Annotated in this window: 26 protein-coding genes; 7 read left to right on the top strand and 19 right to left on the bottom strand. The window is 65.7% G+C overall.

Going from position 1 to position 22,572, the window contains the following annotated elements; all coding sequences use genetic code 11:
* Positions 1-84: 84 nt before the first annotated feature.
* From L8F97_RS00330 to L8F97_RS00310, 5 genes are all read right to left on the bottom strand, one after another.
* A complete protein-coding gene (locus L8F97_RS00330; RefSeq protein WP_242146016.1) occupies positions 85-804 on the bottom strand; it encodes an SPOR domain-containing protein in 720 nt (239 codons plus the stop codon).
* On the bottom strand, positions 804-2,531 hold the full coding sequence (gene argS / locus L8F97_RS00325) for an arginine--tRNA ligase (RefSeq protein WP_242146015.1): 1,728 nt from the start codon (positions 2,529-2,531) through the stop codon (positions 804-806). The genes L8F97_RS00330 and argS overlap by 1 nt, the downstream gene beginning before the upstream one ends.
* A 69-nt stretch (positions 2,532-2,600) precedes the next feature.
* On the bottom strand, positions 2,601-3,746 hold the full coding sequence (locus L8F97_RS00320; protein WP_242146014.1) for a DUF1501 domain-containing protein: 1,146 nt from the start codon (positions 3,744-3,746) through the stop codon (positions 2,601-2,603).
* 3 nt (positions 3,747-3,749) lie between these two features.
* Complete coding sequence (locus tag L8F97_RS00315) at positions 3,750-5,255, bottom strand: DUF1800 family protein (protein ID WP_242146013.1); 1,506 nt, start codon at positions 5,253-5,255, stop codon at positions 3,750-3,752.
* Between the two features lie 59 nt (positions 5,256-5,314).
* Entirely contained in the window at positions 5,315-5,464 is a 150-nt protein-coding gene (locus tag L8F97_RS00310; RefSeq protein WP_242146012.1) for a hypothetical protein, read from the bottom strand.
* On the opposite strand from L8F97_RS00310, the gene L8F97_RS00305 reads away from it, so the two are divergent.
* The gene (locus L8F97_RS00305; RefSeq protein WP_242146011.1) at positions 5,463-5,750 is read left to right on the top strand and encodes a hypothetical protein; all 288 of its coding nucleotides are present in this window, start codon (positions 5,463-5,465) and stop codon (positions 5,748-5,750) included. The two genes, L8F97_RS00310 and L8F97_RS00305, sit on opposite strands and share 2 nt — an antisense overlap.
* 68 nt (positions 5,751-5,818) lie before the next feature.
* On the opposite strand, the gene L8F97_RS00300 is transcribed toward L8F97_RS00305, so the two are convergent.
* The 9 genes from L8F97_RS00300 to L8F97_RS00260 form a co-directional block, all read right to left on the bottom strand.
* Positions 5,819-6,100, bottom strand: a complete 282-nt coding sequence (locus L8F97_RS00300; protein WP_242146010.1) for a DUF427 domain-containing protein — start codon at positions 6,098-6,100, stop codon at positions 5,819-5,821.
* A 12-nt stretch (positions 6,101-6,112) separates the two neighbouring features.
* Positions 6,113-6,463, bottom strand: a complete 351-nt coding sequence (locus tag L8F97_RS00295; RefSeq protein ID WP_242146009.1) for an arsenate reductase — start codon at positions 6,461-6,463, stop codon at positions 6,113-6,115.
* On the bottom strand, positions 6,460-6,879 hold the full coding sequence (locus L8F97_RS00290; RefSeq protein WP_242146008.1) for a GNAT family acetyltransferase: 420 nt from the start codon (positions 6,877-6,879) through the stop codon (positions 6,460-6,462). Before L8F97_RS00290 ends, L8F97_RS00295 begins: the two co-directional genes overlap by 4 nt.
* The gene (locus L8F97_RS00285) at positions 6,876-7,346 is read right to left on the bottom strand and encodes a GNAT family N-acetyltransferase (protein WP_242146007.1); all 471 of its coding nucleotides are present in this window, start codon (positions 7,344-7,346) and stop codon (positions 6,876-6,878) included. Before L8F97_RS00285 ends, L8F97_RS00290 begins: the two co-directional genes overlap by 4 nt.
* Positions 7,343-8,494: an acyl-CoA dehydrogenase family protein gene (locus L8F97_RS00280; RefSeq protein WP_242146006.1), complete on the bottom strand. Its 1,152-nt coding sequence runs from the start codon at positions 8,492-8,494 to the stop codon at positions 7,343-7,345. Before L8F97_RS00280 ends, L8F97_RS00285 begins: the two co-directional genes overlap by 4 nt.
* Before the next feature lie 80 nt (positions 8,495-8,574).
* Entirely contained in the window at positions 8,575-10,158 is a 1,584-nt protein-coding gene (locus L8F97_RS00275) for a DUF6311 domain-containing protein (protein ID WP_242146005.1), read from the bottom strand.
* Between the two features lie 59 nt (positions 10,159-10,217).
* Positions 10,218-10,664, bottom strand: a complete 447-nt coding sequence (locus L8F97_RS00270; protein WP_242146004.1) for a DUF1810 domain-containing protein — start codon at positions 10,662-10,664, stop codon at positions 10,218-10,220.
* On the bottom strand, positions 10,661-12,298 hold the full coding sequence (locus L8F97_RS00265; RefSeq protein WP_242146003.1) for an FAD-dependent oxidoreductase: 1,638 nt from the start codon (positions 12,296-12,298) through the stop codon (positions 10,661-10,663). Before L8F97_RS00265 ends, L8F97_RS00270 begins: the two co-directional genes overlap by 4 nt.
* A gap of 167 nt (positions 12,299-12,465) precedes the next feature.
* Positions 12,466-13,794, bottom strand: a complete 1,329-nt coding sequence (locus L8F97_RS00260; RefSeq protein ID WP_242147054.1) for a chloride channel protein — start codon at positions 13,792-13,794, stop codon at positions 12,466-12,468.
* Positions 13,795-13,893: 99 nt separating this feature from the next.
* Between L8F97_RS00260 and L8F97_RS00255 the strand changes: the two genes are divergently transcribed.
* From L8F97_RS00255 to L8F97_RS00245, 3 genes are all read left to right on the top strand, one after another.
* A complete protein-coding gene (locus L8F97_RS00255; protein WP_242146002.1) occupies positions 13,894-14,826 on the top strand; it encodes a glutaminase in 933 nt (310 codons plus the stop codon).
* 71 nt (positions 14,827-14,897) lie between these two features.
* Entirely contained in the window at positions 14,898-16,214 is a 1,317-nt protein-coding gene (locus L8F97_RS00250) for an Nramp family divalent metal transporter (protein WP_242146001.1), read from the top strand.
* 65 nt (positions 16,215-16,279) lie between these two features.
* Complete coding sequence (locus L8F97_RS00245) at positions 16,280-16,501, top strand: hypothetical protein (RefSeq protein ID WP_242146000.1); 222 nt, start codon at positions 16,280-16,282, stop codon at positions 16,499-16,501.
* A gap of 15 nt (positions 16,502-16,516) precedes the next feature.
* Here the strand turns inward: L8F97_RS00245 and L8F97_RS00240 are convergent, their stop codons facing one another.
* Positions 16,517-17,251, bottom strand: a complete 735-nt coding sequence (locus L8F97_RS00240; protein WP_242145999.1) for a Crp/Fnr family transcriptional regulator — start codon at positions 17,249-17,251, stop codon at positions 16,517-16,519.
* 186 nt (positions 17,252-17,437) lie between these two features.
* Here L8F97_RS00240 and L8F97_RS00235 point away from each other — a divergent pair, with 186 nt between their 5' ends.
* The 3 genes from L8F97_RS00235 (at position 17,438) to L8F97_RS00225 (ending at position 19,082) form a co-directional block, all read left to right on the top strand.
* The gene (locus L8F97_RS00235) at positions 17,438-17,710 is read left to right on the top strand and encodes a hypothetical protein (protein ID WP_242145998.1); all 273 of its coding nucleotides are present in this window, start codon (positions 17,438-17,440) and stop codon (positions 17,708-17,710) included.
* Between the two features lie 80 nt (positions 17,711-17,790).
* Positions 17,791-18,495 carry a guanitoxin biosynthesis heme-dependent pre-guanitoxin N-hydroxylase GntA gene (gene gntA, locus L8F97_RS00230; protein ID WP_242145997.1) on the top strand — a complete coding sequence of 235 codons (705 nt, stop codon included), beginning with the start codon at positions 17,791-17,793 and terminating at the stop codon, positions 18,493-18,495.
* A complete protein-coding gene (locus L8F97_RS00225; RefSeq protein WP_242145996.1) occupies positions 18,492-19,082 on the top strand; it encodes a DUF1989 domain-containing protein in 591 nt (196 codons plus the stop codon). Before gntA ends, L8F97_RS00225 begins: the two co-directional genes overlap by 4 nt.
* Positions 19,083-19,125: 43 nt before the next feature.
* On the opposite strand, the gene L8F97_RS00220 is transcribed toward L8F97_RS00225, so the two are convergent.
* From L8F97_RS00220 to L8F97_RS00205, 4 genes are all read right to left on the bottom strand, one after another.
* Complete coding sequence (locus tag L8F97_RS00220) at positions 19,126-19,668, bottom strand: hemerythrin domain-containing protein (RefSeq protein ID WP_242145995.1); 543 nt, start codon at positions 19,666-19,668, stop codon at positions 19,126-19,128.
* A gap of 235 nt (positions 19,669-19,903) precedes the next feature.
* On the bottom strand, positions 19,904-20,245 hold the full coding sequence (locus tag L8F97_RS00215; RefSeq protein WP_276592848.1) for an SWIB/MDM2 domain-containing protein: 342 nt from the start codon (positions 20,243-20,245) through the stop codon (positions 19,904-19,906).
* Between the two features lie 133 nt (positions 20,246-20,378).
* A complete protein-coding gene (gene mgrA / locus L8F97_RS00210) occupies positions 20,379-21,458 on the bottom strand; it encodes an L-glyceraldehyde 3-phosphate reductase (protein ID WP_242145994.1) in 1,080 nt (359 codons plus the stop codon).
* Positions 21,459-21,557: 99 nt separating this feature from the next.
* On the bottom strand, positions 21,558-22,571 hold the full coding sequence (locus tag L8F97_RS00205; RefSeq protein ID WP_242145993.1) for an inorganic phosphate transporter: 1,014 nt from the start codon (positions 22,569-22,571) through the stop codon (positions 21,558-21,560).
* Between the last annotated feature and the right edge of the window lies 1 nt (position 22,572).

Raw genomic sequence — 22,572 nt, 5'->3', positions numbered from 1 at the left:
CCAACCGGGTTCAACCAGCGCCTGGGATTTGGAGCACCATCGGCGCGGCAGTCACCGCCAACGCGACGCACGTTCGCTTACCTCTCAATCCTTGGCGACGAAACACGCCTCGCCGGCAACCTTCAGCTTACCGCAAAGCTCGCCGGCTTGGCTGGCACTTCCGGCGTTGACGCGCAGCCGGTAGGTGGTGCGACCGTTTACGTCGGCAACCTGCACCGACTTGCCGAGGGGCGCGAGATAAGTAATCCGCGCGGACAGCTTGCTCCATGCCGCATTGGCCGCCGCTTCGGACGGGAACGCGCCGAGCTGCACGAGTGCACCGCCGGACGGGCCGTGCGCGATGGCAGGCGTCGTCGTTTTCGCCTCCAGCTTGCCGTGCGAAGGCGGTAACGCCACCACCGCCTTGCTGGTGCCGGCGCCTTCCTTGACCGCCGGAGCGACCTTCTTGCCGATGATCGGCGCCTCCGGCACCGCCTTCACGTTGATAGACGCATTGCCGCTGCCTGCGCCGTTGCTGGTCGCAATGGCGCTATCGCCCTCGCCTTCGACCTTGAGGCCGCCCGGCTCATCCGGCTTAACCTTGTAATCGCCCTCCTGCGCGGCGATCATCGCGCCGTTGCCGCCGGCATCGCGCGCATTGCGGATGAGCTGATAGCCGAGGATCGCCGCGGCGATCACCGCGAGCAACGCCGCCACGACCAGCGCGATATGCAGTGCTGACGGTCCTTCGTGATAATCATCCTCTGCGGTTTCCAGCCACGGCAGGCGATCGTCGTCGTGGGAATCCAGCTTGGGCGACGTCATCACTTCATCTCCTCGACAGCCTCAACCCCCATGATGGAGAGACCGTTGCGAATGATCTGCCCGATCGCGTCGGCGAGGAAAAGCCGCGCGCATGTGACGGCGGGATTGTCGATCAAAAGGAAGCGCCGTTCCGGCCGATCGTTGCCGACATTCCACAACGCGTGAAGCGAAGCAGCCAAGTCATAGAGATAAAACGCAATTCGGTGTGGCTCACGTGCCGCCGCAGCCGTCTCGACGATGCGGGGGAACTGCGCCGCCAGCTTCACGAGCGCGAGATCTTCCGTATCAAGTTGAGACAGGTCGACGCCGTCACACACGATATTCGCGTCGGCCGCCCGGCGATGCAGCGAAGCGATCCGCGCATGTGCATATTGGACGTAGAAGACGGGGTTGTCCTTCGATGCCTCGACCACTTTCGCGAAGTCAAAGTCCATCTGCGCATCGGCCTTGCGGGTCAGCATGGTGAAGCGCACCACGTCCTTGCCCACCTCGCGCACGACATCAGCAAGCGTCACGAAGTTCCCGGAACGCTTAGACATTTTCACCGGCTCGCCAGCACGCAGCAGTCGCACCATCTGCACCAGCTTGACGTCGAAGCGAGTCGTGCCGCCGGTCAGCGCCTGCACCGCGGCGGTTATGCGCTTGACGGTGCCGGCATGGTCGGCGCCCCAGATGTCGATGAGCGCGTCGGCGGCTTGCGCCTTCTGGAAATGGTAGGCGAGGTCGGCGCCGAAATACGTCCACTGCCCGTTCGACTTGCGAATCGGTCGATCCTGATCGTCGCCGAACTGTGTCGAGCGGAACAGCGGCAACACCACCGGCTCCCAATCCTCGAGCTCCTGCCCCTTGGGCGCTTCCAGCACGCCGTCATAGATCAGACCACGCGCCCGTAGCTCCGCCTCGGCCGCCTCCGGCTTGCCCTCGGCCTGCAACTCGGCCTCGGACGAGAACAGATCATGGTGGATGCCGAGCAGCGCGAGATCGGCGCGGATCATCACCAGCATCGCCGCCACCGCGGTTTTGCGGAACAGCACCAGCCACTCGCTCTCATCGGCCGTTACGAAGCGGTCGCCATATTCGGCTGCAAGCTGTTGACCGACCGGGACAAGATAGTCGCCCGGATACAGACCCTCCGGGATCGCGCCAACATCTTCGCCCAGCGCCTCGCGGTAGCGCAGGTGCACGGAGCGGGCGAGCGTATCGACCTGTCCGCCGGCATCGTTGACGTAATATTCGCGGATTACGGTGTGCCCGGCGAACTCCAGCAGGGCGGCGAGCGCATCGCCCACCACCGCGCCACGGCAATGGCCCATGTGCATCGGCCCGGTCGGGTTGGCCGAGACATATTCGATGTTGACGGTCGTGCCACGGCCCGTGGTGGAGCGGCCATAATCACCCGCCGCATCACGGATAGCGGACAGCTCGGCGCGCCAGCTATCATCGTTAAGCTTCATGTTGATAAAGCCCGGCCCGGCGATCGCCACGTCCTCGACCTCATCGAGCTTACGCAACTCTCCCGCGATCTTCTCGGCCAGCGCGCGCGGGTTGGTGGCGGCGGGCTTTGCGAGCACCATTGCCGCATTGGTGGCGAGGTCGCCGTGGCTCGCGTCGCGCGGCGGCTCGACCGTGACGGCCGCGCGGTTCAGCCCGGCGGGCAGGTCTCCGGCAGCAACAAGCGTATCGAGCGCCGCATCGAGATGCGCGGCGAAACGGGCGTAAAGGGTCATGTCTGGTCCGGTCGTGTCTGGCGAGCGCGGGCCTTAGCGGAATGCGCGTCCGGGTTCAAACGGCGCGGTCTACGCCAGCCCGGTCACCGCCTTGCCGCCACGCCCGCCCGGGAACAACGCCGCCATCGCGCGGTCACCCTCGATCCCGAAGTGCGACGCGGTCGCACCGGCGATCAGCGCGTCGAGCTGCATGGTCGGCTTCAGGTCGCGGTTCTCGTACAAGGCGCTCGTCGCCAAACCGGGCCAGTCGGCCAGCACGCGACCACCCTTCACCGCACCACCGAGCAGCATCACCGCCGTGCCGGTGCCATGATCGGTGCCACCGGTACCGTTCACCGCAACCGTCCGACCGAACTCGGTGGCGACCAGCACCATCGTGTCCGCCCATACCGGCCCGAGACCGCTCTGGAGCGCGCCGATCATGCCATCGAGCCCCTTCAGCTGTGCCGCCAGTCGCCCGCGCTGGCCGGTGTGCGTATCCCAGCCGCCGGTCTCGATCATGGCGATGCGTGCGCCGTTGGCGGGAGCGAGCAACTTGGCTGCCAGCGCGCCGGTCGCCGCAGCGTTCTTGCCGTTGTCGGCCGCCATGTCGCCGGTCAGGCTGCGCGTAGCGAGCGCATCGCTCCACAGCGCATGCAACTGGCTGTCCCCCGCATAGAGCATCGACACCCGTTGCATCAGATCGTCCGACGCTTGCGGCAGCGCCGCGCTAGCGTAGGACGACACCTCATGCGGGCCACGCAAGGCCATCGGCATCGTCGCGGAGATCGCGATCGCCTTGGCCTCATCAGGCGATACTAGGCCGAGCATGCGGTTGAGCCAGCCGTCGCGCACCTGATAGGCGCTCGCACCGCCAGTCTCGAGCACGTTCTGTCCGTCGAAGTGCGAGCGATCCCGGTACGGCGAGGCGATCGCATGCGCGAACAACGCTTGTTTCTGGCCGTACAGCCGGTTCACTGCGCCGAGCGCCGGATGCAGCGCGAAGGTCGCGTCGAGCTTCGGCGCGGTCGCGAAATCCTCGGCAAACGCGCCCCGCGCAGCCGCATACGCCGGATCACCCACAGGCGCGACGATATGCAGCCCGTCCGCCGCGCCACGTTGGATGATAAAGACAAAGCGGCGGTCGGTCGCCGCCTTGGCGAACGCCATGCGCGGCGCAAGCACGCCGGCGAGACCCAGCGCACCAGTACCGATGAAGGAGCGACGATCGAGCATGTTCTATCTCCGCAGGAATTCGGGTGCGACAAGCAGCAGCGCGAGCGCCTGTCCCGGGCTTTCCGCGCGGGCGAGCGCCTGCGTGGTGGCATCGCTGACCGCCGCCGGGAACAGCTTCGGCGCGAGCGCGCGCGCGTCGATCGTGGTGGGTGCGCGCTGCGCGAAGCGTTCCGCGGCCTCGACGCGGCGCATCACCGCGTCCGGCCCCGCCCAGGTCGCGGCGAGATCGTCGTAGCCGACCGGCTGACCCGGCTTCCACACCGGCTGGCCGAGTTGATTCATCAATCCGGTCACCCCCTGCGGGTCGACCGTCTTCTGGCCGAGCGCGCGCATCGTCGCGATTCCCCATTCCCACGGATCGCGGAATTTGCGCGGCGCCTCCACCCAAGCCTCGGGCGAATCGATGATCGCGCGGTATACCGTCGGCAGGTCGCCGCGCGATTGCAGGTATGCACCCTGCAACCGCTTCACCATCGCCGGCGGCGGCGTGTCGCCCGCGAAATGCCGGGCGAGCTTGGTGGCGAGGTGGGTCGCGGTCGCCGGGTTCAGCGCCACATCGTCGAGCACCGCCTGCGCCTGCTCGACACCGCCGGCCGGGTACGTCTTGCCGATGATGGTGCGGTCGCCCGGTTGGTGCATCGCACCGACGAACAGGAAATCGCCAGGCAGGCCGTCCGTCCCCGCCATGCGCGCGCCGGGCGCCTGGCCGATGCCGGCGACGGTCCACCCCGTCAGCGCCCGTGCGAACTCGGTCACGTCGGCCTGCCCGTAACCGCTGCGCACACCCAAGGTGTGGAGTTCTAAAATCTCCCGCGCGAGGTTCTCGTTCAGGCCAACCTTGCCCTTGCCGCGCGCGGCGTTGCGCAGGCCGATCGCGCTGTCCGGGCCGATCGACACGGCCTGGTCGAGATAAAGCAGCATCGCCGGATGCCGCTCGACCGCGCCGAGCATATCGCCGAACCGGCCGAGCACATGCGGGCGGACTGCCTCGAACTCCAGCGTTCCGGCCAGACCGGTGAGTTCCAGCTTGTCGGCGGAGACAGCGAAGTGATTCGACCAGAACTGCACCAGCCGCTCGACGAAAGGCGTATCGGTCATCAGCGCCGACTGCGCGCGGGCGCCGACCGCACCGGCATAATCCTGTCGCCCGGCGCGACGGGCGAACTGCGCGGCCTGACGCATCTCGGGGGTCCGCTCCACCTGACCAGGTTTCGACTTGCCCAGAGCGGGCACCATGGTCGCAGCCGCAGGGCTGACGCCCATCGCCGGCGAGGGCCCGCGTGCGGCAGCGGTCATCTGCGCTTGCTGGCGCAGCGCCCGGCGTTCGCGATAATAGCTGGCGAGTTCGGCGGAAACACCCGCGCTGGTCGGTGCGGCGAGGATCGCGTCCGGCTTCGCATCGTAACGCGTGAATTGCGCGATCAGCCACGCCTTGGGATCAGCGGGGATCGGCTGGTCCGGGCGGCCGCCGAGGCCGAATCGGTTGAGGGCGATACTGGCAGCGCTCATCGACATCTGTCTCCTGCCCCCGGATCCTCGTCATAGCCCCGCAACGTCGCGAAAGTGTGTCAGCTGCGCGGATTGGCGTTCGTTTCGTGCATCCGGGCGCGCGTTCTTTGCGTTTGGCGGAATTGCTGCACTGCAATAATCCGGGCTTCGCCAACGAGAACATACAGGATGCTGATCTGGCTTTCGACCCAACCGAAAGGAAAGATCATGAACAAGACCCTCCTCCTCGCCGCCTCGCTTTTCGCGGCCGTTTCGACCCCGGCGCTCGCTGACACGGCGCCGCAGCACACCTTCACCCGCGATGGCGATACCTATGTCTACACGACGCAACAGGTCGCTAACCACACCGTCATTTCCGGTCGCGTGCTCAACACCGGCGACACGTTCCGTCTCAGCGTTCGCGGCAACCGCGTGACCGGCTTCTCGGGCCGCCGCGAAGTGTCGTTCGACGTGCCGGCATCCTCGGCGAAGGCGCTCGCGTCGAGCGCCAACTGATCGGCTCTAGGAACCGATAAGGAAGCGCCGCCGCCGCGATAGGATCGCGCGGCGGCGCTTCGATGTGGTCAGGCGACGGTCACGCCCTTCCAGAACGCGAAGCGGCCCTTGATCTCGGCGGCAGCCGATTTCGGATCGGGGTAGAACCACGCCGCATCCGGGTTGCGTGCGCCATCCACCACCAGCGTCTTGTAGCTGGCCGTACCCTTCCACGGGCAGATCGTCTGCGTGGCGCTGTCTTCCAGTACCGCGGGATCGACCGATTCGGCCGGGAAATAGTGGTTGCCCTCGACCACTACAGTGTCATCCGATTGCGCGATGACGGCGCCGTTCCAACTGGCGGTCGGCATGGTTATGTCCTCCTAAACGTTCAAGCCGGCCGCAGCATAGGCTTCAGGCCTGAAGCCCACCAGCAGCGTCGCGCCGCTTTCCAGCACCGGGCGTTTGATCATCGGCGGCTGCGCAATCATCAGGTCGATGGCGGTGTCGCGGGTGAGGTCGGCCTTGGCGCTGTCCGGCAGCTTGCGGAAGGTCGTGCCGGCGCGGTTGAGCAGCACCTCCCAGCCAAGCGCATCGCTCCAGCGCTCCAGCGTGGCGCGATCTATCCCCATCTTTTTGTAGTCGTGCACCGTGTAGGCGACGTCATGCGCGTCCAGCCACGTCCATGCCTTCTTCATCGTGTCGCAGTTGCGGATGCCATAGAGTATGGTCATGGCTTCACCATTCCGTTGAGAAAGCGGCCGAGCGTCACCACCGCCTGCGGCGCATAACCGAGCCGCGCGTAGAAGCCGAGCGCCGCATCGTTGGTGTCGCGCACCATCAACTGCACCTTGGGCGCGTCAAGCTCCGCCAGCCACGCTTCCGCCGCCGCCATCAGCGCACGGCCGATACCGCCACGCCGACGGTTCGGGGCAACCGCGAGGTAGTAGATCCAGCCGCGATGTCCGTCGAAACCGACCATCACGCTGCCGATCAGCGTATCTCCGTCCCGCGCCAAGAGTATTGTCGAGGTCGAAGTGGCAAGCGCCAGCGCGAAATCGGCATGCGGATCGTTCCACGGCCGCGTCAGGCCGCAAGCGTGCCACAGCTCCACCGTCTCGGCAGCATCGGCTTTCGTCGCGGCGATCATGCGCGGCCGTCCAGGGTAAGTTTGTAGCCGAGGTGGCTGCGCTCCCAGCCGAGCCGGTCGTAGAAGCGGTGCGCGTCGACCCGGTCGCGCTGGGTGGTGAGTTGCACCATCCCGCAACCGGCGGCGCGGCACCAGTCGACCGCCCAGCCGATCAGCTCGGCGCCCAGCCCCTGCCCGCGCAGGTCGCTCGCGATGCGCACCGCCTCGATATAACCGCGCGCCATTCCCTTGCGCGACAGACCGGGCAGCGCCGCAAGCTGCACCGTGCCGACCACGCGCCCGTCCAGCTCCGCCACCGCGAGCAGCAGCTTGGGATCAGCCGCGAGCGCCTCGAACGCGGCAACGTAGCCCGGATCGAGCGGCAGGCTGACATCCTCGCGCGCCGCGCCCTTGATATCGTCGGCCAGCATCGCGACGATTTCGGGCAGGTCGTCCCGTGTCGCGGCGCGCACCCGCAGCCGGTTCATGCCGCGCCAATCAACTCGCGACCGATCAGCATGCGGCGAATCTCGTTGGTACCCGCCCCAATATCGAGCAGCTTGGCGTCACGCGCGAAGCGTTCGACCGGCCAGTCCTTGGTATAGCCCGCCCCGCCAAGCGCCTGGATCGCCTCAAGACTGACCCGCACCGCGTTTTCGGACGCGAGCAGGATCGCACCTGCCGCATCGAACCGCGTCGTGCGGCCTGCATCGCAGTTGCGCGCAACGGTGTAGATATACGCCCGCGCCGAATTGAGCGCGACGTACATGTCGGCGATCTTGGCCTGCATCAGCTGAAATCCGCCGACCGACTGGCCGAACTGCTTACGCTCCCGCACATAGGGCAGCACCACGTCGAGGCATGCCTGCATGATGCCGGTCTGGATACCGGCCAGCACGGTGCGCTCGTAGTCGAGGCCGGACATCAGCACGCCGACGCCGCCGCCCACCGTCGCCATGACGTTCGCCTCCGGCACCTCGCAATCGGTGAACACCAGTTCGGCGGTGGGCGAGCCGCGCATCCCCATCTTGTCGATCTTCTGGCCAATCGCGAAGCCCGGCATGTCCTTCTCGATCAGGAAGGTGGTGATGCCGCGCGACCCCTCGCCCGTTTTGGCATAGACCACCAGCACATCGGCATAGGGTGCGTTGGTGATCCAGAATTTGGTGCCGTTGAGCACATAGCCAGCATCGGTCTTCACCGCGCGCAGCTTCATGCCCACCACATCCGATCCGGCGCCGACCTCCGACATGGCGAGGCTGCCGACATGCTCGCCCGAAATCAGCTTGGGGAGATACTTCGCCTTCTGCTCCGGATTGGCCCAGCGCGCGATCTGGTTGATGCACAGGTTGGAATGCGCGCCGTAGCTGAGGCCGACCGACGCGGAAGCCCGCGCGATCTCCTCGATCGCGACGACATGCTCAAGATAGCCGAGACCTAGCCCGCCGTCCGCCTCCGCCACGGTGATGCCGTGCAGACCGAGCGCGCCCATCTCCGGCCACAGCGCTTGCGGGAACCAGTCCTCCGCGTCGATGCGCGCGGCGAGCGGCGCGATCCGTTCGGCGGCAAAGCGTTCGGTCGTGTCGCGGATCATATCCGCCGTTTCGCCCAGCGCGAAATCGAGTTGAAGGCTCATCATCCTGCTCCGTATTCTTTTGATCGGCGGCAGATAGCATAGCCGGCGCGCAGCGGAACCCCACGCGGCATGGCAAGGGGTCAGGGGCGGCGAGACGTCGGGCCGGCCTGAACCAGCCGCACGCCATCGAGCACCAAGACGGGTCGCCCCGGCGGCGCACCCATGCCGGGAAGCACCACGTATAGCCGGCCGGGTACCAGCCTTCCGCTGGTGAAATCGCGCGTTTCCCTTTCCTGCCGCGCGATCGTGATGGCATTGTCGCGCGCTGCGTACACCAGCCGCATCGGTTTGCCGGCATCGATCGCGCGCCACGCAACCTCCTGGAACAGGTCGAGATGAGTGACCGCATCCGCCGGCACGAACGTGATGTCGCGTGCGCGCGCGATCACCGCTGCCCAGCGCGGGTCGCGCGTGCGCAGCCATCTGGTGCGATCCTCGGCAATGCTGGCGTCGTGCCGCATCAAGGTGGCGAGCGGGACCAGATCGACCATCTGAACCGCCAGCACCAGCGCGAGCAGCAGTTGCGCCGCTTGCGGCGGCAACCGATAGGCGCTCGTCACCGCCCATAGCACCAGCACATAGGCGACCGGCCAGAACAGCCGTGCCGATGCGCGCACCGGATCGAGCAGCGCGACGGCGTGCGCCGACATCGGCACGGTCAGCAACGTCTCGCCCGCCCAGTCCACCCGTCGCGATATCGCGAGCAGCGTCAGCACCACCAGTGCGGGGAGCAGCCACAGCAGTCGCCGGTGCAGCATGGAAATCGCTGGCACAGTGCGGCGTGACAGGAACGGCGCCATCACCACCAGCAGCAGGATGCCCGCGCCAAGGTACTGAAACGCCTCGACCTGGCGGTCCACCGCCTGCGGATGCGCAGGCAGGAACGGCGACATGCCGGCCAAGGCGGGATTCCACGGCGCGTCGAGCGGCATGCCGTATCGTCCGAACGATCCCGTCGACACCAACGCGCCGCCGCCGACCAGCAGCAACACGATGCCGACCGTAACGCCGAACGTCGCGACCGCGCCCGTCACCAGTCGGAGCCGGGCGGGCGCATCCTGCACGAAGCGCTCGAGCATTGCCGATCCCCAGATGCACGCGACCATCACCAACAGATAGGCGTGGATCATCGCCGCCACCGCCATCACCGGCAGCCACCAGCGCCAGTTTCCGGCGCGGTGCGGCGACACATGGATCCACAGCGCCCACAGGATCAGCCAATGCGCACACAGATTGGCATGCAACTGCCGCACGAACAGCGTCGGCAGCAGCGTGAGCAACAGCACGCCGCACCACAGCCCCAGCGATGTGGCCGCATACGGCGCCAGCAGCGCCCGCGCGAAACCGAGGTGCAGGACAAGGCACAGCAGGAACCAAAGCCCGATGATCTGAAAGTCACCCCGTGGCGCGAACGGCTTTACCAGCAGTGCGGTCAGGGGATTGCTGTCGGTGAACAGCAGGCTGACGCCCTCCGGCGCATTCAGCAGGTACGTCCAGAAGCCGCGCGCGTCGGGATCGTTGAGCCAGGCGTGAAGCCCGAGCGCGTTTTCGCCGTTGTCCGTGCCGCGCAGGAGCCAGCCGTTATTGCCCGGATCGAGCATCGCGATATTGTGGAAACACACGAACAGGATGCCGGCGAACACTAGGATCAGACCCAGTTCCAACGGTGATCGATGAAGTGCCCGCATCGTGGCCATGTAAAGTGCGACGAACAAAGATGCGGTTAATGCGGCGTTTGCGATGCCCTGCCATCGGCCAATCGCGCGACGGTCGCTGGGTCGCGCTGACCCCCGAACCAGCGGTCGAGCGCCGCGCCGAACATCGCGCCACCGCCTGCCGCCTCAAACAAGGTCAGCGACGAGCGTAGCTTCACCGCATCGATCCCGCCGAACACCGCCTCCGGCGACGCGCTCGGCAGATCCGCCAGCGCGCCGACGATCTCGCGCAGCCGCGCGCCCAGCAGCGGGTGCGCGAGATATGCCCGCGCCTCGTCGAGCGACCGAATTGCATAGTGGCGCGCCATTGCGCTTGATCCAAGGCCGGCGATCTGCGGGAAGATAAACCACATCCAGTGGCTGCGCTTGGCGCCCCGCCGCACCTCGGCAAGCGCTGTGGCATAGCTGTCGGCCTGCGCCGCGACGAAGCGACCGAGATCGTAGGGATCACTCATTCGGCTAACATCATGTGGATCTGCGCCACCACCGCCGCGCCCTCACCGACCGCCGCCGCGACGCGCTTGGTCGATCCGGCGCGCACGTCGCCGATCGCGAACACGCCAGGCAGGCTGGTCTGAAGCGGAAGCGCCGATCCGCCGGTCACGATGAAGCCCTTCGCATCGGTGTCGACGCAACCGTCCAGCCAACCCGCATTGGGGTCCGCACCGATGAACAGGAAGAGGTGCCGCAAGGCACAGCGTCTAGTCGCGCCGGTCGCCCTATCCTTGAAGATCGCCGCAGTCAGCCCGGTCGCGCGATCGCCCTCCAGCCCGACAACTTCGGAGCCGACGTGAATCGTCACATTGGGCAACGCGGCAATGCGGTCGATCAGATACCGCGACATCGTCTCGCGGAGATCGCGGCGTACCACCAGATCGAGGTGCTTGACCTTGGCGGCGAGGAATACCACCGCCTGCCCGGCCGAGTTGCCGCCGCCGACCAGCGCGATACACTCGCCTTCGCACAGCTTCGCCTCGATCGGCGACGCCCAATATGACACACCATCGCCGTCGAATGTGGCGAGATTGTCGATCGCGGGCCGCCGATAGCGGGCACCGCTCGCCACGATGACGGCGCGCGCCCTCACCGTACCGCCGTTGGTCAGCACCAGCGTATGCGGATCGCCGGCCCGGTGCGTCTCGCCACAATCGAGCCGCTCGACAGCGAGCGGCACCGCCACCTCTACCCCGAACTTCAGCGCCTGCGTCAGCGCGCGGCCGGCGAGCGCGCGGCCGGAGATGCCGGTCGGAAAGCCAAGATAGTTCTCGATCCGCGCGGATGCGCCCGCCTGTCCGCCCGTCGCGCGTTCGTCCAGCACAACGACCGACAGCCCTTCGGATGCTGCATAGACCGATGCCGCCAGCCCCGCCGGCCCGGCGCCGACGATCGCGACATCGTAGAGTTCCGCAGGATCGAGATCGGGCGTCATGCCGAGGCAGGCGGCGGCCTCGGCATCGCTCGGTCGCTTGAGGATCGCCCCGTTCGGACAGACCATCAACGGCAGTTCCTCGGGCAGGATACCACTACGCTCGATCAGCGCGCGCCCCTCGTCGTCCGCAGCGGCGTCGAGTACCAGATTCGGGTAACCGTTGCGCGTCATGAAGCCTTGCAGCCGCACGACATCGGCGCTGCCGGGCGTGCCGATCAGGATCGAGCCTGCGCCCCCTTCCTCGATCAGGCCGACGCGGCGCAGGATCAGCGCCCGCATCACGATTTCGCCAAGATCGGCCGATCCGACCATCAGCGCGCGCAGATGCGCGGCATCGAACGGCAACGCTATACAGCCATCCTTACCGGCATGGCCCGCAGCGATGGTGGGACGGCCGGACAACTGCGCCACCTCACCGCTGAACTGGCCGGGCATATGGACGGTGATGACCGCCTCATCGCGAAGCCCGGCGCGGCGAGTGACGTCGATGCTGCCGGCCAGAACCAGCCATGCCGGCGCGGCGAGATCGCCGATACCGTAGACCAGTTCACCGGCCGCGAAGTCGCGCGCAGGCGCACTGGCGAAGCGTCGCGCGACCTCGATCTGCATCGAGTCGAGCGTCGGGAACATCTGATCGGTGCGCGTGTCGAGCGTGCTCATGGCGCGATCATCGGGCATGTGCGGGGGAGATGGCAACCGCTACATTCTAACCGATGTGGTGTGTCGTGCGGGGGTACGGGCTACGCTTTGCTTCGTCAGCCGCTCTCATGGTCGCGCTGACAGCTGCAATCGACATGCCGGCCGCTCCCGCCGCAAGTTGGAGAGCATTACCTGGCCGGACCTGCGCTGCCGCTTGGAGCTTCGTCACGTTCAGGGTCTTTTGGCGCTGCGGGTTCGAGAAATCCGCGCGACAGGCCATGATACAGGCGCTCGCGCGAGATGACCGAACTCACGCCATCCGCGATCAGCGCGGTCGCGAACAGCGGCAGGATCATGCCACGGCTCGCGGTCGCCTCGCTGATGATGATGACGGCGGTGAGCGGCGCGCGCACCACGCCGACGAAATATGCCACCATGCCGAGCGTCACCACCGCGCCGCCAGGATCACTCGGAAACGCCGCCGCGATCAAATGACCGATGCCGGCCCCCACCGCCAGCGACGGCGCGAAGATGCCGCCGGGCGTACCGCTCAGTGTCGTCGCCAGCGTGGTGATGAGCTTGGCCGGCCCAAACCACAGGGTTCCTGTGCCGCCCTCTACCAACTGCTTGGTCGCGTCGTAGCCGGTACCCCACACCTCGCCGCGCGTGGCGATGCCGAGGACCGCCACCACCAGACCGCAGCCGGCGGAAAACAGAACCGGGCGTGAGCGCATACGCTTCAGCAGCGGGTGAGACGGCGACGTGAAGGCCAGCACGGCGCGACTGAACAGCCCACCGCTGGCACCGCCCACCACCCCCGCCACGGGGCAGATCAGCACAACCGATGCCAGCGACAGCGTCTGCCGCATCGACCCGAAATAGACGTAATCACCCGCGATACCGAGGCTGACGAGGCCGGAGATCATCACCGCCGCCATCACGAGCACGGCCACGCGCTGTTCGTAGGCGGAGGCCAGCTCCTCGATCGCAAAGGCAACACCGGCAAGCGGCGTGTTGAACGCCGCCGCCACGCCCGCCGCGCCGCCCGCGATCAGCACGCCGGCGGTGATCGGCACGCGCAGCACCTTGTGCACCGCGATCATGATCGCGGCGCTGACCTGGACGGTCGGGCCCTCTCGCCCAACGCTCGCGCCGGCGAACAGCATGACCACCGTCATCGCGATCTTGGCGAAGGCGGTGCGCAGCGACACGAGCGGCCCCTGCGATGAGCGTTCGGGCGTGCGGCTCGCGGCGATGACCTGCGGGATGCCCGAGCCGCGCGCCTGCGGGACCCAGCGCAGTGTCGCCCAGGTTATCACCGCGAAGATTGCCGGGCTCGCCAGCAGCGGCGCGTAAGGCCAGCGCGCCACGTCGGCCGCGAACACATGCTGCGCCCAATCGCCCGCCTTCGCGAACAGCAAGGCGACAATTCCGAGCAGAACCGCGCCGATCCCGGTGGCGATGCGTCGCCGGAACACGCCGAGCGGCAGCACCAGCCCGTCCTTGCGCAAACGCATCCAGTTGGTGATGTGCTGGCCCAGCCCCGCTACCGACGATCGCTTCATTCCGGCCGTGTGACAGATGGCGGCGCGGCGCGCTACCCGTTAAGCCGGCGCATGACCGACCTTTCCGCAATCGTTGCAGACATCGCCGCCGAGATGGCCGACGCGCCTGATCGCGGCACCGTGGCCGATTATATCGCCCCGCTCGGCGCGGTCGATCCGCGCCGGTTCGGCATGGCCGTGATCGCCGCCGACGGCACCTGCCACCTCGCCGGGGATGCCGAGCAGCCATTCTCGGTGCAGAGCGTCGCCAAGGTATTCGGGCTGACGCTGGCGCTTGGCGCGGCGGGTGATGCGGTATGGCAGCGGGTCGGTCGCGAACCCTCCGGGACAGCGTTCAACTCGATCGTGCAACTGGAGGCGGAGCTCGGCATCCCGCGCAATCCCTTTATCAACGCGGGCGCAATCGTCGTGTCGGACATCCTGCTCGGCCGCCGCGAGCCGGCCGAAGCGATCGCGGAGATCCTGCGGTTCGTGCGCGCACTGGCGGGTGAAGACGACATTTTCATCGATGCTACGGTCGCCGATGCGGAGGCAACGACAGGCTACCGCAACAAAGCGCTCGCCAATTATATGCGCGCGTTCGGCAATCTGCACCACGAGGTCGACCGCGTGCTCGGCGTGTACTTTCACCAATGCGCGCTGGCGATGAGTTGCCGGCAACTGGCGCTGGCCGGGCGCTATCTGATGAACGGCGGGCGTAATCCGTCGACCGGCCATTCCGTGGTGTCGCCGCGCCGCGCGCTGCGCATCAATGCGCTGATGCTGACCTGTGGCCATTACGATGGTTCGGGGGAGTTCGCCTTCCGTGTCGGCCTGCCCGCGAAATCCGGGGTCGGCGGCGGGATCCTGGCGATCGCGCCGGGCAAGGCGAGCATCGCGGTATGGTCGCCCGGGCTGAATGCGCGCGGCAACTCGCAACTCGGCACGCTTGCGCTGGAGCGGCTGGTGCAGCGTACCGGCTGGTCGGTGTTCGAGGCGGACTGATCGCCGATTGCGATCAACGACATCGATCGATGATGGTGGCACCGCCGCGTCCCTGTTGATACAGCCTGGGCATGTCTGTCCAACTGCCGCGCGTTGCGACCGCGCCCTTCTGCCCGTCCGAGGTGCGCGGTTCGGTCGCGATCGCCGACGCCGCACCGTTGTGGCGCAAGCTGCTGCGCGCGACGGGACCTGGGCTGCTCGTGGCGGTCGGCTATATGGACCCGGGCAATTGGGCGACCGATATCGCCGCGGGGTCGCGTTTCGGCTACGACCTGCTGTTCGTCGTCCTGATGTCGAGCATCGCCGCGATCCTGCTGCAATCGCTGGCGATGCGGCTAGGCGTCGTGGCGGGCGAGGATCTCGCACGGATGGCGCGCACCGAGTATCGTCCGGCGGCGACGTATGGCCTGTGGCTGCTCGCCGAGATCGCGATCATCGCTACCGATATCGCCGAAGTTCTGGGCAGCGCCCTCGCCTTTAACCTGCTGCTCGGCGTGCCGCTGTGGGCGGGCGTACTGCTGACCGGGCTCGACACGATCGTCGTGCTCGGATTGAAGGGCAATGGTTTCCGACAGATCGAGGCGATCGTGCTGGGGCTGGTGCTCACGATCGCCACCTGCTTCATCGCGCAGCTCGTCATCGCCGGGCCGAGCGTGGGCGGCATTCTGCATGGCATGGTGCCGAAGCTGTCGATCTTCGCGGACCATCAGGCGATCTACCTCGCGGTCGGCATCCTCGGCGCGACGGTGATGCCGCACAACCTCTACCTTCACTCCTCGATCGTGCAGACGCGCGTGACCAACAGCGACCCGGCCGGTGTGCGTGAATCGCTGCGGTTCGCCACGGTCGATATCGTCGTAGCGCTGCTGCTCGCCACGCTTGTCAACGGTGCGATCCTGACGCTGGCCGCCGCGACGTTCCACGCCAGCGGGCACGGCGATGTCGCGGAGATCGAGGATGCGTACCGTCTGCTCGCACCGATCACCGGCGCGACGGCGGCGGCGATCCTGTTCGGCATCGCGCTGTTCGCCTCCGGCCAGAGCGCGACCTTCACCGGCACGATCGCGGGTCAGGTGATCCTGGAGGGGTTCCTCGACCTCAAGATCCCGTGCTGGTTGCGTCGTGTCATCACGCGCGGCCTCGCTTTGCTGCCGGCGTTGGTCGGCGTACTGTGGCTGGGCGATCACGCCGTCGGCAAGTTGCTGGTGTTGACGCAGGTGGTGCTGTCGCTGCAACTGCCGTTCGCCATCTATCCACTGATCCGCTTCACCAGTAGCCGGCGCATCATGGGCGTTCACGCAAATGGCTTGGTGGTGCGGATCGCCTCCTGGTGCGTGTTCGCCGGCATTGTCACCGCCAATGTATGGCTGATCGCGCAAAGCCTGTGACCCTGGCTGTGGAACCTCGCGCAACGCGGAGCATTTCCCCTGCATAACTGACTGGAGCTACGTTTTTGCCAAACACCAAGCCGCCAAGGAATGCCGGCAAGGCAGCCATTGTCATCATCGCGATCGTGGCGGCGGTCTGGGCTGTCGTGTTCTTCGGATTTAACATAGCGCACCACAATTCCGCGCAGAGTGAAGAGCAGGGCCAGGTCCCACCCGACACCAACGCGCAGGACGCGAAGCCGCAAGGCCCGCACGATCTTGGTACGGAACCGCGCTCGCATAAGTAAGGCGCGTGGACGCCGTCAGCGCCGACCAGGCTGGATATAGGCCGGGTCGAACTGGCCCAATCGGATCAGGCGCTGCTCGTCTAGGATGCGCACGGAATCCGGGTTCTTCACAGCGACGCCGTCGTCCGCCAGCCGCTTCAGCATGCGATTGAGGTGAACCGGCGTCAGGCCCACGGCGTCGGCTAGATCGACCTGCGTGATAGGAAAAGGGAATCCACCGCTCCGTTCCCCGATCAATTGATAGCGCACGTGCAGTTCGGCAAACAGATGCGCGATACGCGCCAACGCGTTCTTGCGGCCGAGGTTGGCGTTCCAGTGCGCGAGAATGCTGGCATCGACGGCGCAGTCACGCCAAAAAGCGGTGGCGATGCTCGGATAGCGTGTGGCGAGCCCCCGCAATGCCTCGTGCGGGATGCGCAGGATGCGGGTCGGGGTCAGCGCGTGCAGCGCCCAGGTGACCTGCGGCGCCACCACCGAATGCAGATCAGCCATGTCGCCGGGAATATGGATCGCCACGATCCCGCGATCGCCATTGCGGGTCTGGGCGAACCGCGCCACCAGTCCATGAATGATGAGGCAAGCGTGATGCACCGGTTCGCCGACCCGCACAAAATCCCGCTCCACGTCGACCAAGGTCGCGATCCCCGGCGTCGCGAGCAGCGCGGCGCGTTCCTCATCGCCGAGCGGTGAACGGCCCGACAGCCGCCGAAGGTAGAGCGCGAGCGCCGTCTCGGTGCTTGATCGCGTCACGTGAATTCACCCCCTGCTAATCCGATACGTACACGTCTCCGTGTTAATGTCGTGCCCGTCGACAGGTTCCGGTGAGACATGGCGGACAGTGTCGAATTGAACCGGCACCGCGTCACCGCGTCTTGACCCTCGCGGTTGCCTGATCGAAGGCGATCCACCAACCGCTTTATACCTGAAGGAACGATCATGGCTGCAGACAAGATGGACATCGACCTGGCAACCGCTCTTGACAATATCGACGAGCGGATGGTCGAGTTCACCGCCGAGGTAGACGGCGATGAATATCAGTTCGGCGTGCAATATGCCGTGCTGGAGGCATTGAGCGGCGACGTTCCCGAAGACGACGCGATCGAGATGTTCACCCGTTTCAGCGACACGATCGGCGAAGCGGGGCTGGTAGCGCTGCGCCGCGACGACTCGGCCGATCTGATCGTCATAAGCGAAAACGACCTCGAATAACGAGTGACCGTATTAACCTGACTTGCTTTCGATCAGGGCGAATCTGCGGAACATCGCTCCGGACCGGGCGTAGTCGTGGGATGAAATCCGCGACCTCGCCGCTCTTTCCCTGGCAGCATCCTGCCCAGGGGGAACTCGAACTCCTGATGAAAGATCATGTCGGTGCGGCCGACTTCCCGTGCGTCGGCGCGAAGTCCGCGCTGGCGCACGGTACGCTGGAAGTCCTGGCGTGCAATGCGATCGACAGCGCGTGGGACGATCTGCGCATCCACGACGGGCTGATGACCTGGGCGGAACGGTATCGGGACGACCCCGGCCTGTTCCGCAGCTTTGCGGTGATCTTCGAAGGCCCGACGGACTTCACCGAGACGGAATTCGAGGGAGCGCTTTGGACGCGCATCCAGTCGCTGTCCGACAAGGATATCTGGCGTGGCCAGCGCTACGATACCCGGGTCAGCGCCGATCCCGGCGATCCGCATTTTTCGCTGAGCTTCGGCGGCGAAGCGTTCTTCGTCGTCGGGTTGCACCCGCAGGCCAGTCGTCCCGCCCGTCGCTTCTCGCGGCCGACGATGATCTTCAACCTGCATGACCAGTTCGAGGCGCTGCGCGCGATGGGCAAATATGAAGGGATGCGCGAAAAGATCATGGTTCGTGACGAGGCGCTGGCCGGATCGCGCAACCCGATGCTGGCCCGGCATGGTGACATGAGCGAGGCGCGGCAATATTCGGGCCGCGCGGTCGATACCGAATGGCGCTGCCCGTTCCAGTACAAGGGCGAGCAATGAGCGCCCCCGCCGTCGTCATCCCCGAACGCAGCGGCACCGCCTTCGCGCTACCGCGCGGGGCAACGTTGACCGTGATCGACCCGCGCGGTGAGCAGGTTGCCGATCTGCTCGCGTTTAACGCCGATGATCTCGACGAGGTGATCTCCTCGGGGCGAACGCTGGATTATGCGGAAACGATTCGGCTCACCACCGGCCACAAACTCTATTCGAACCGTAGTCGGGTGATGCTCGAGATCATCGCCGATACTGTCGGGATCCACGATTTCCTGCTGACCCCGTGTTCGACCGATACGTTTCTGCACTTCTATCCAACGCTACCGGTGCATCGTGGCTGTTTCGGCAACCTCGCGGAGGCACTGGCGCCGTATGGCGTAACGCCGGATCGCATTCCGATCGCGTTCAACTGTTTCATGAACGTGCCGATCGACAGTGAAACCGGCAAGCTGAAGGTTCTGCCACCGGTCAGCAAGGCGGGCGATCACGTCGTGTTTCGTGCTGACATGGACCTGATTATCGGCCTGACGGCATGTTCGGCGCCGGACTCGAACGGTGGCACCTTCAAACCCATCGAGTATCGTATCGACTGATGTGCTCGCCCGCCACCCGGTGGTGGCGGGCGATGCGCCGGGGTCAAACCGCGTCCGATCCCATGTACCGGCTGAACTCTTCCTTATACCGCTGCGAGATCATCGACTGTTCATCGGCGGAGGCTTCCTGCTTCAACTGGAGGAACCATGTGCCTTCCTCGGAATAGATGTGGTGCGTCACCGCACCGCGGATGTGGCCAAGCTTGTCGAGGTAATCTTGGCTCATCGGATCAAGCCGTTCGAGCAGACCGAGTTCCATCTTCGCGGCGGACTGTTCCTGATAGGCGAGCTCCGCATGGCCGACCTGGTGTTCCTCGGCCATTGCGGGATAGATCGCCGCCTCCTCCGCGACCGCGTGGCCGGTCAGAATGACGCCCAGCGCCTTCTGCGCGGCGATCCGCTCGGCTGGGGCGGCGGCAGCCTCAACCGCATCGAACGCGCGTTCGATCTGGCGGTGATGATCGAGGATCAGTGACAACCAGTCGCCGGGCGTGGCGGCGGCTTCGGCCTTGGCGCGCGCTTCCACGCGAGCTTCCTCGCTCTCGGGCGGGGTGATGGCGGCGATGGCTTTATCGATAACGGACATGGTGGCTGCTCCAGCTTGCTCAAGCCCGCTTTGGGCCTCGACTTTACAATGCACACGGTCGAGGCGCGTTCCTCGACTTGATGTGCATCATGCAGTGAGCGCGTACCGGACGTGGAGCGCCATGCCGACGCCGGTTGTGACCTGAGTCGAGCGCACAAAAAACGGGGCGGAAGCATCATCTGCTTCCGCCCCGCTCCGCAATATCACACGTTCCCGCATCGGGAACGCGCCACGATCAATCCTTCTTCGCAGTCAAATGTGCGCTCAGGTGCTTGTTCATCTCGAACATGCTGACCGACTTCTTGCCGAAGATCTTCTGCAACTTGTCATCGCCGTTGATCTGGCGGCGATCCTTGGCGTCCTGAAGATCGTGCTTCTTGATGTATTCCCACACCTTTTTCACGACCTCGCTGCGCGGGAGATCATCCTTGCCGACGATCTCGGCCAGATCCTCCGACGGCGTGACCGGGGCGGTGATGCCGCCACGTGCGCCTGCGGCCGGCTTGCCGGTCGCCTTGACCTTCTTTTCCGCGGCTGCCGTTTCGTCCTTGCCGCGCTTTTCCGCTGATCGTGCCATGATTGCTCTCCCTCAAATTCCTGGTCGTCGAATTACAGTGTGCCGCACATATACGCTGCGCAACCCCGTTCGTTGCTCGGAACACTCAGAAAGGCGCGGTATCGGCCCGATCTTCACCACGTTCCCATCGTCTTCACCGCGCCGGCACACCCTGCGCCGCAGGCAGATCGACGATATCCGACGATGAAGACCAGATGTTGATCCCACCATCTTCTGCCGCCTTGTCGATCGCCGCAAGGTCTTCCGGCGAAAAATCAAGCCGCTTTACCGCGTCGAGCGAGTCGTCGAGTTGTTCGAGGGTACGCGCGCCGATCAACGCCGACGTCACACGGGCGTCGCGCAGCACCCACGCGATCGCCATCTGCGCCAGCGTCTGGCCGCGCGCTTTGGCGATACCGTCGAGCGTACGGATCGCGGCGAGGTTCTGATCGGACAGCAGCGTCTGCGCGAATGAGCCGCCACGACTGGCGCGCGCATCCTCCGGCACGCCGCCAAGGTATTTGGCGGTGAGCATCCCTTGCGCAAGCGGCGAGAACGCGATGCAGCCGGTGCCGAGATCCTCCAGCGTGTCGAGCAGGTCCCGCTCGATCCAGCGGTTGAGGATCGAATAGCTCGGCTGGTGGATGAACAGCGGTACCTTCTCCTCCGCCAGAATCGCGGCGGCCTGACGGGTCAACCCCGGTTCGTAGGACGAGATGCCGACGTACAGCGCCTTGCCCTGCCGATGGAGCTGGACCAGTGCGCCCATCGTCTCCTCAAGCGGCGTATTCGGGTCAACCCTGTGCGAGTAGAAGATGTCGACGTAATCGACCCCCATCCGCTTCAGGCTCTGCTCGCAACTGGCGATGAGATACTTTTTGGAAGAGCCGATATCGCCATATGGCCCCGGCCACATGTCCCACCCCGCCTTGGTCGAGAGGATCAGTTCGTCACGATGCGCGGCGAAATCGGCGGCGAGGACCAGGCCAAAATTCTCTTCCGCCGAGCCGTAGGGCGGACCGTAATTATTGGCGAGATCGAAGTGCGTGACGCCCCGGTCGAATGCGCGGCGCAGGATCGAACGGCCGGTCTCGAACACGTCGGTGCCGCCGAAGTTCTGCCACAGGCCAAGGCTGATCGCCGGCAGTTTCAGCCCGCTGCGGCCGGTGCGACGATACGGCATGCGATCGTCGTAGCGGGCGGCGTCGGCAACATAGGGCGCGGGGAACGGCATGGGCAATCTCCGGACAAGGCGTTCGTTACTGTCGCCTTTTCAGGCGGGGTCGCGGGTAGCAACGATTGCCACACCATTCCGCTCCCCGTCCCGCGCGGTTTAGAACAGCAGCGTCAGGCTGTAGAACAGCGCGCCCACCGCCGCCGAAGCCGGAATGGTGATGATCCACGCGATCACAACATTGCCGGCCACGCCCCAACGCACCGCCGACGCGCGCCGCGCCGTGCCTGCGCCGATCACCGCGCCGGTGATGGTGTGCGTGGTCGACACCGGTATGCCGAGCCACGAGGCGGAGAACAGGATGATCGACCCGCTGAGCGATGCGCTGAACCCCTGATGCTGTGACAGCTTGGTGATGCGCGAGCCCATCGTCTCGATGATCTTCCACCCGCCGGTCATCGTGCCCATCGCAATTGCGACGTAGCAGGCAATCGCGACCCAGTGCGGCACCGCGAACGTCCCGTGCAGATAGCCGGTCGAGTAGAGCAGCACCGTGATGATCCCCATCGTCTTCTGCGCGTCGTTCAGGCCGTGGCTGAGCGAGTAGGCGGCGGAAGAGCACAGGTGCAGATTGCGGAACGTCTTTTCCGCGCGGTGCGCACTCACACGGTGTAGCGCCCAACTGGTCGCCAGCATGATGAGCATCGCCAGGATCATGCCGAGCGTCGGCGACAATACGATCGCGATCAGCGTCTTGTTGAGGCCGACCCACTTGATCGTGCCGATGCCCGCATGCGCCACCCCCGCGCCGATCATCCCACCGACAAGCGCGTGGCTGGACGAGGAAGGAATGCCCTTCAGCCAGGTCACCACGTTCCATACCATCGCACCGGCCAGCGCGCCGAATACGACGCCCGGTGTGATCAGGTTCTTTTCAATCAACCCCTGACCGATCGTATCCGCCACCTTGTGCAGGCTGGGAAACGTGATCGTCAAGAAATAGGCGGCGAAGTTACAGAATGCCGCCATGCCGACCGCGTGGACGGGTTTGAGCAGTCGCGTCGCAACCACGGTCGCGATCGAATTGGCCGCGTCATGCAGGCCGTTGAGGAAATCGAAGGCCAGCGCGACGGCGATCAGGCCGATCAGCAGCGGCAGGGAAAGTTCGTACATG

This window comes from Sphingomonas sp. BAUL-RG-20F-R05-02 (assembly GCF_022662305.1).
Taxonomy (GTDB): Bacteria; Pseudomonadota; Alphaproteobacteria; order Sphingomonadales; family Sphingomonadaceae; genus Sphingomonas.
This window is presented reverse-complemented; position numbering and strand designations above follow the sequence as displayed.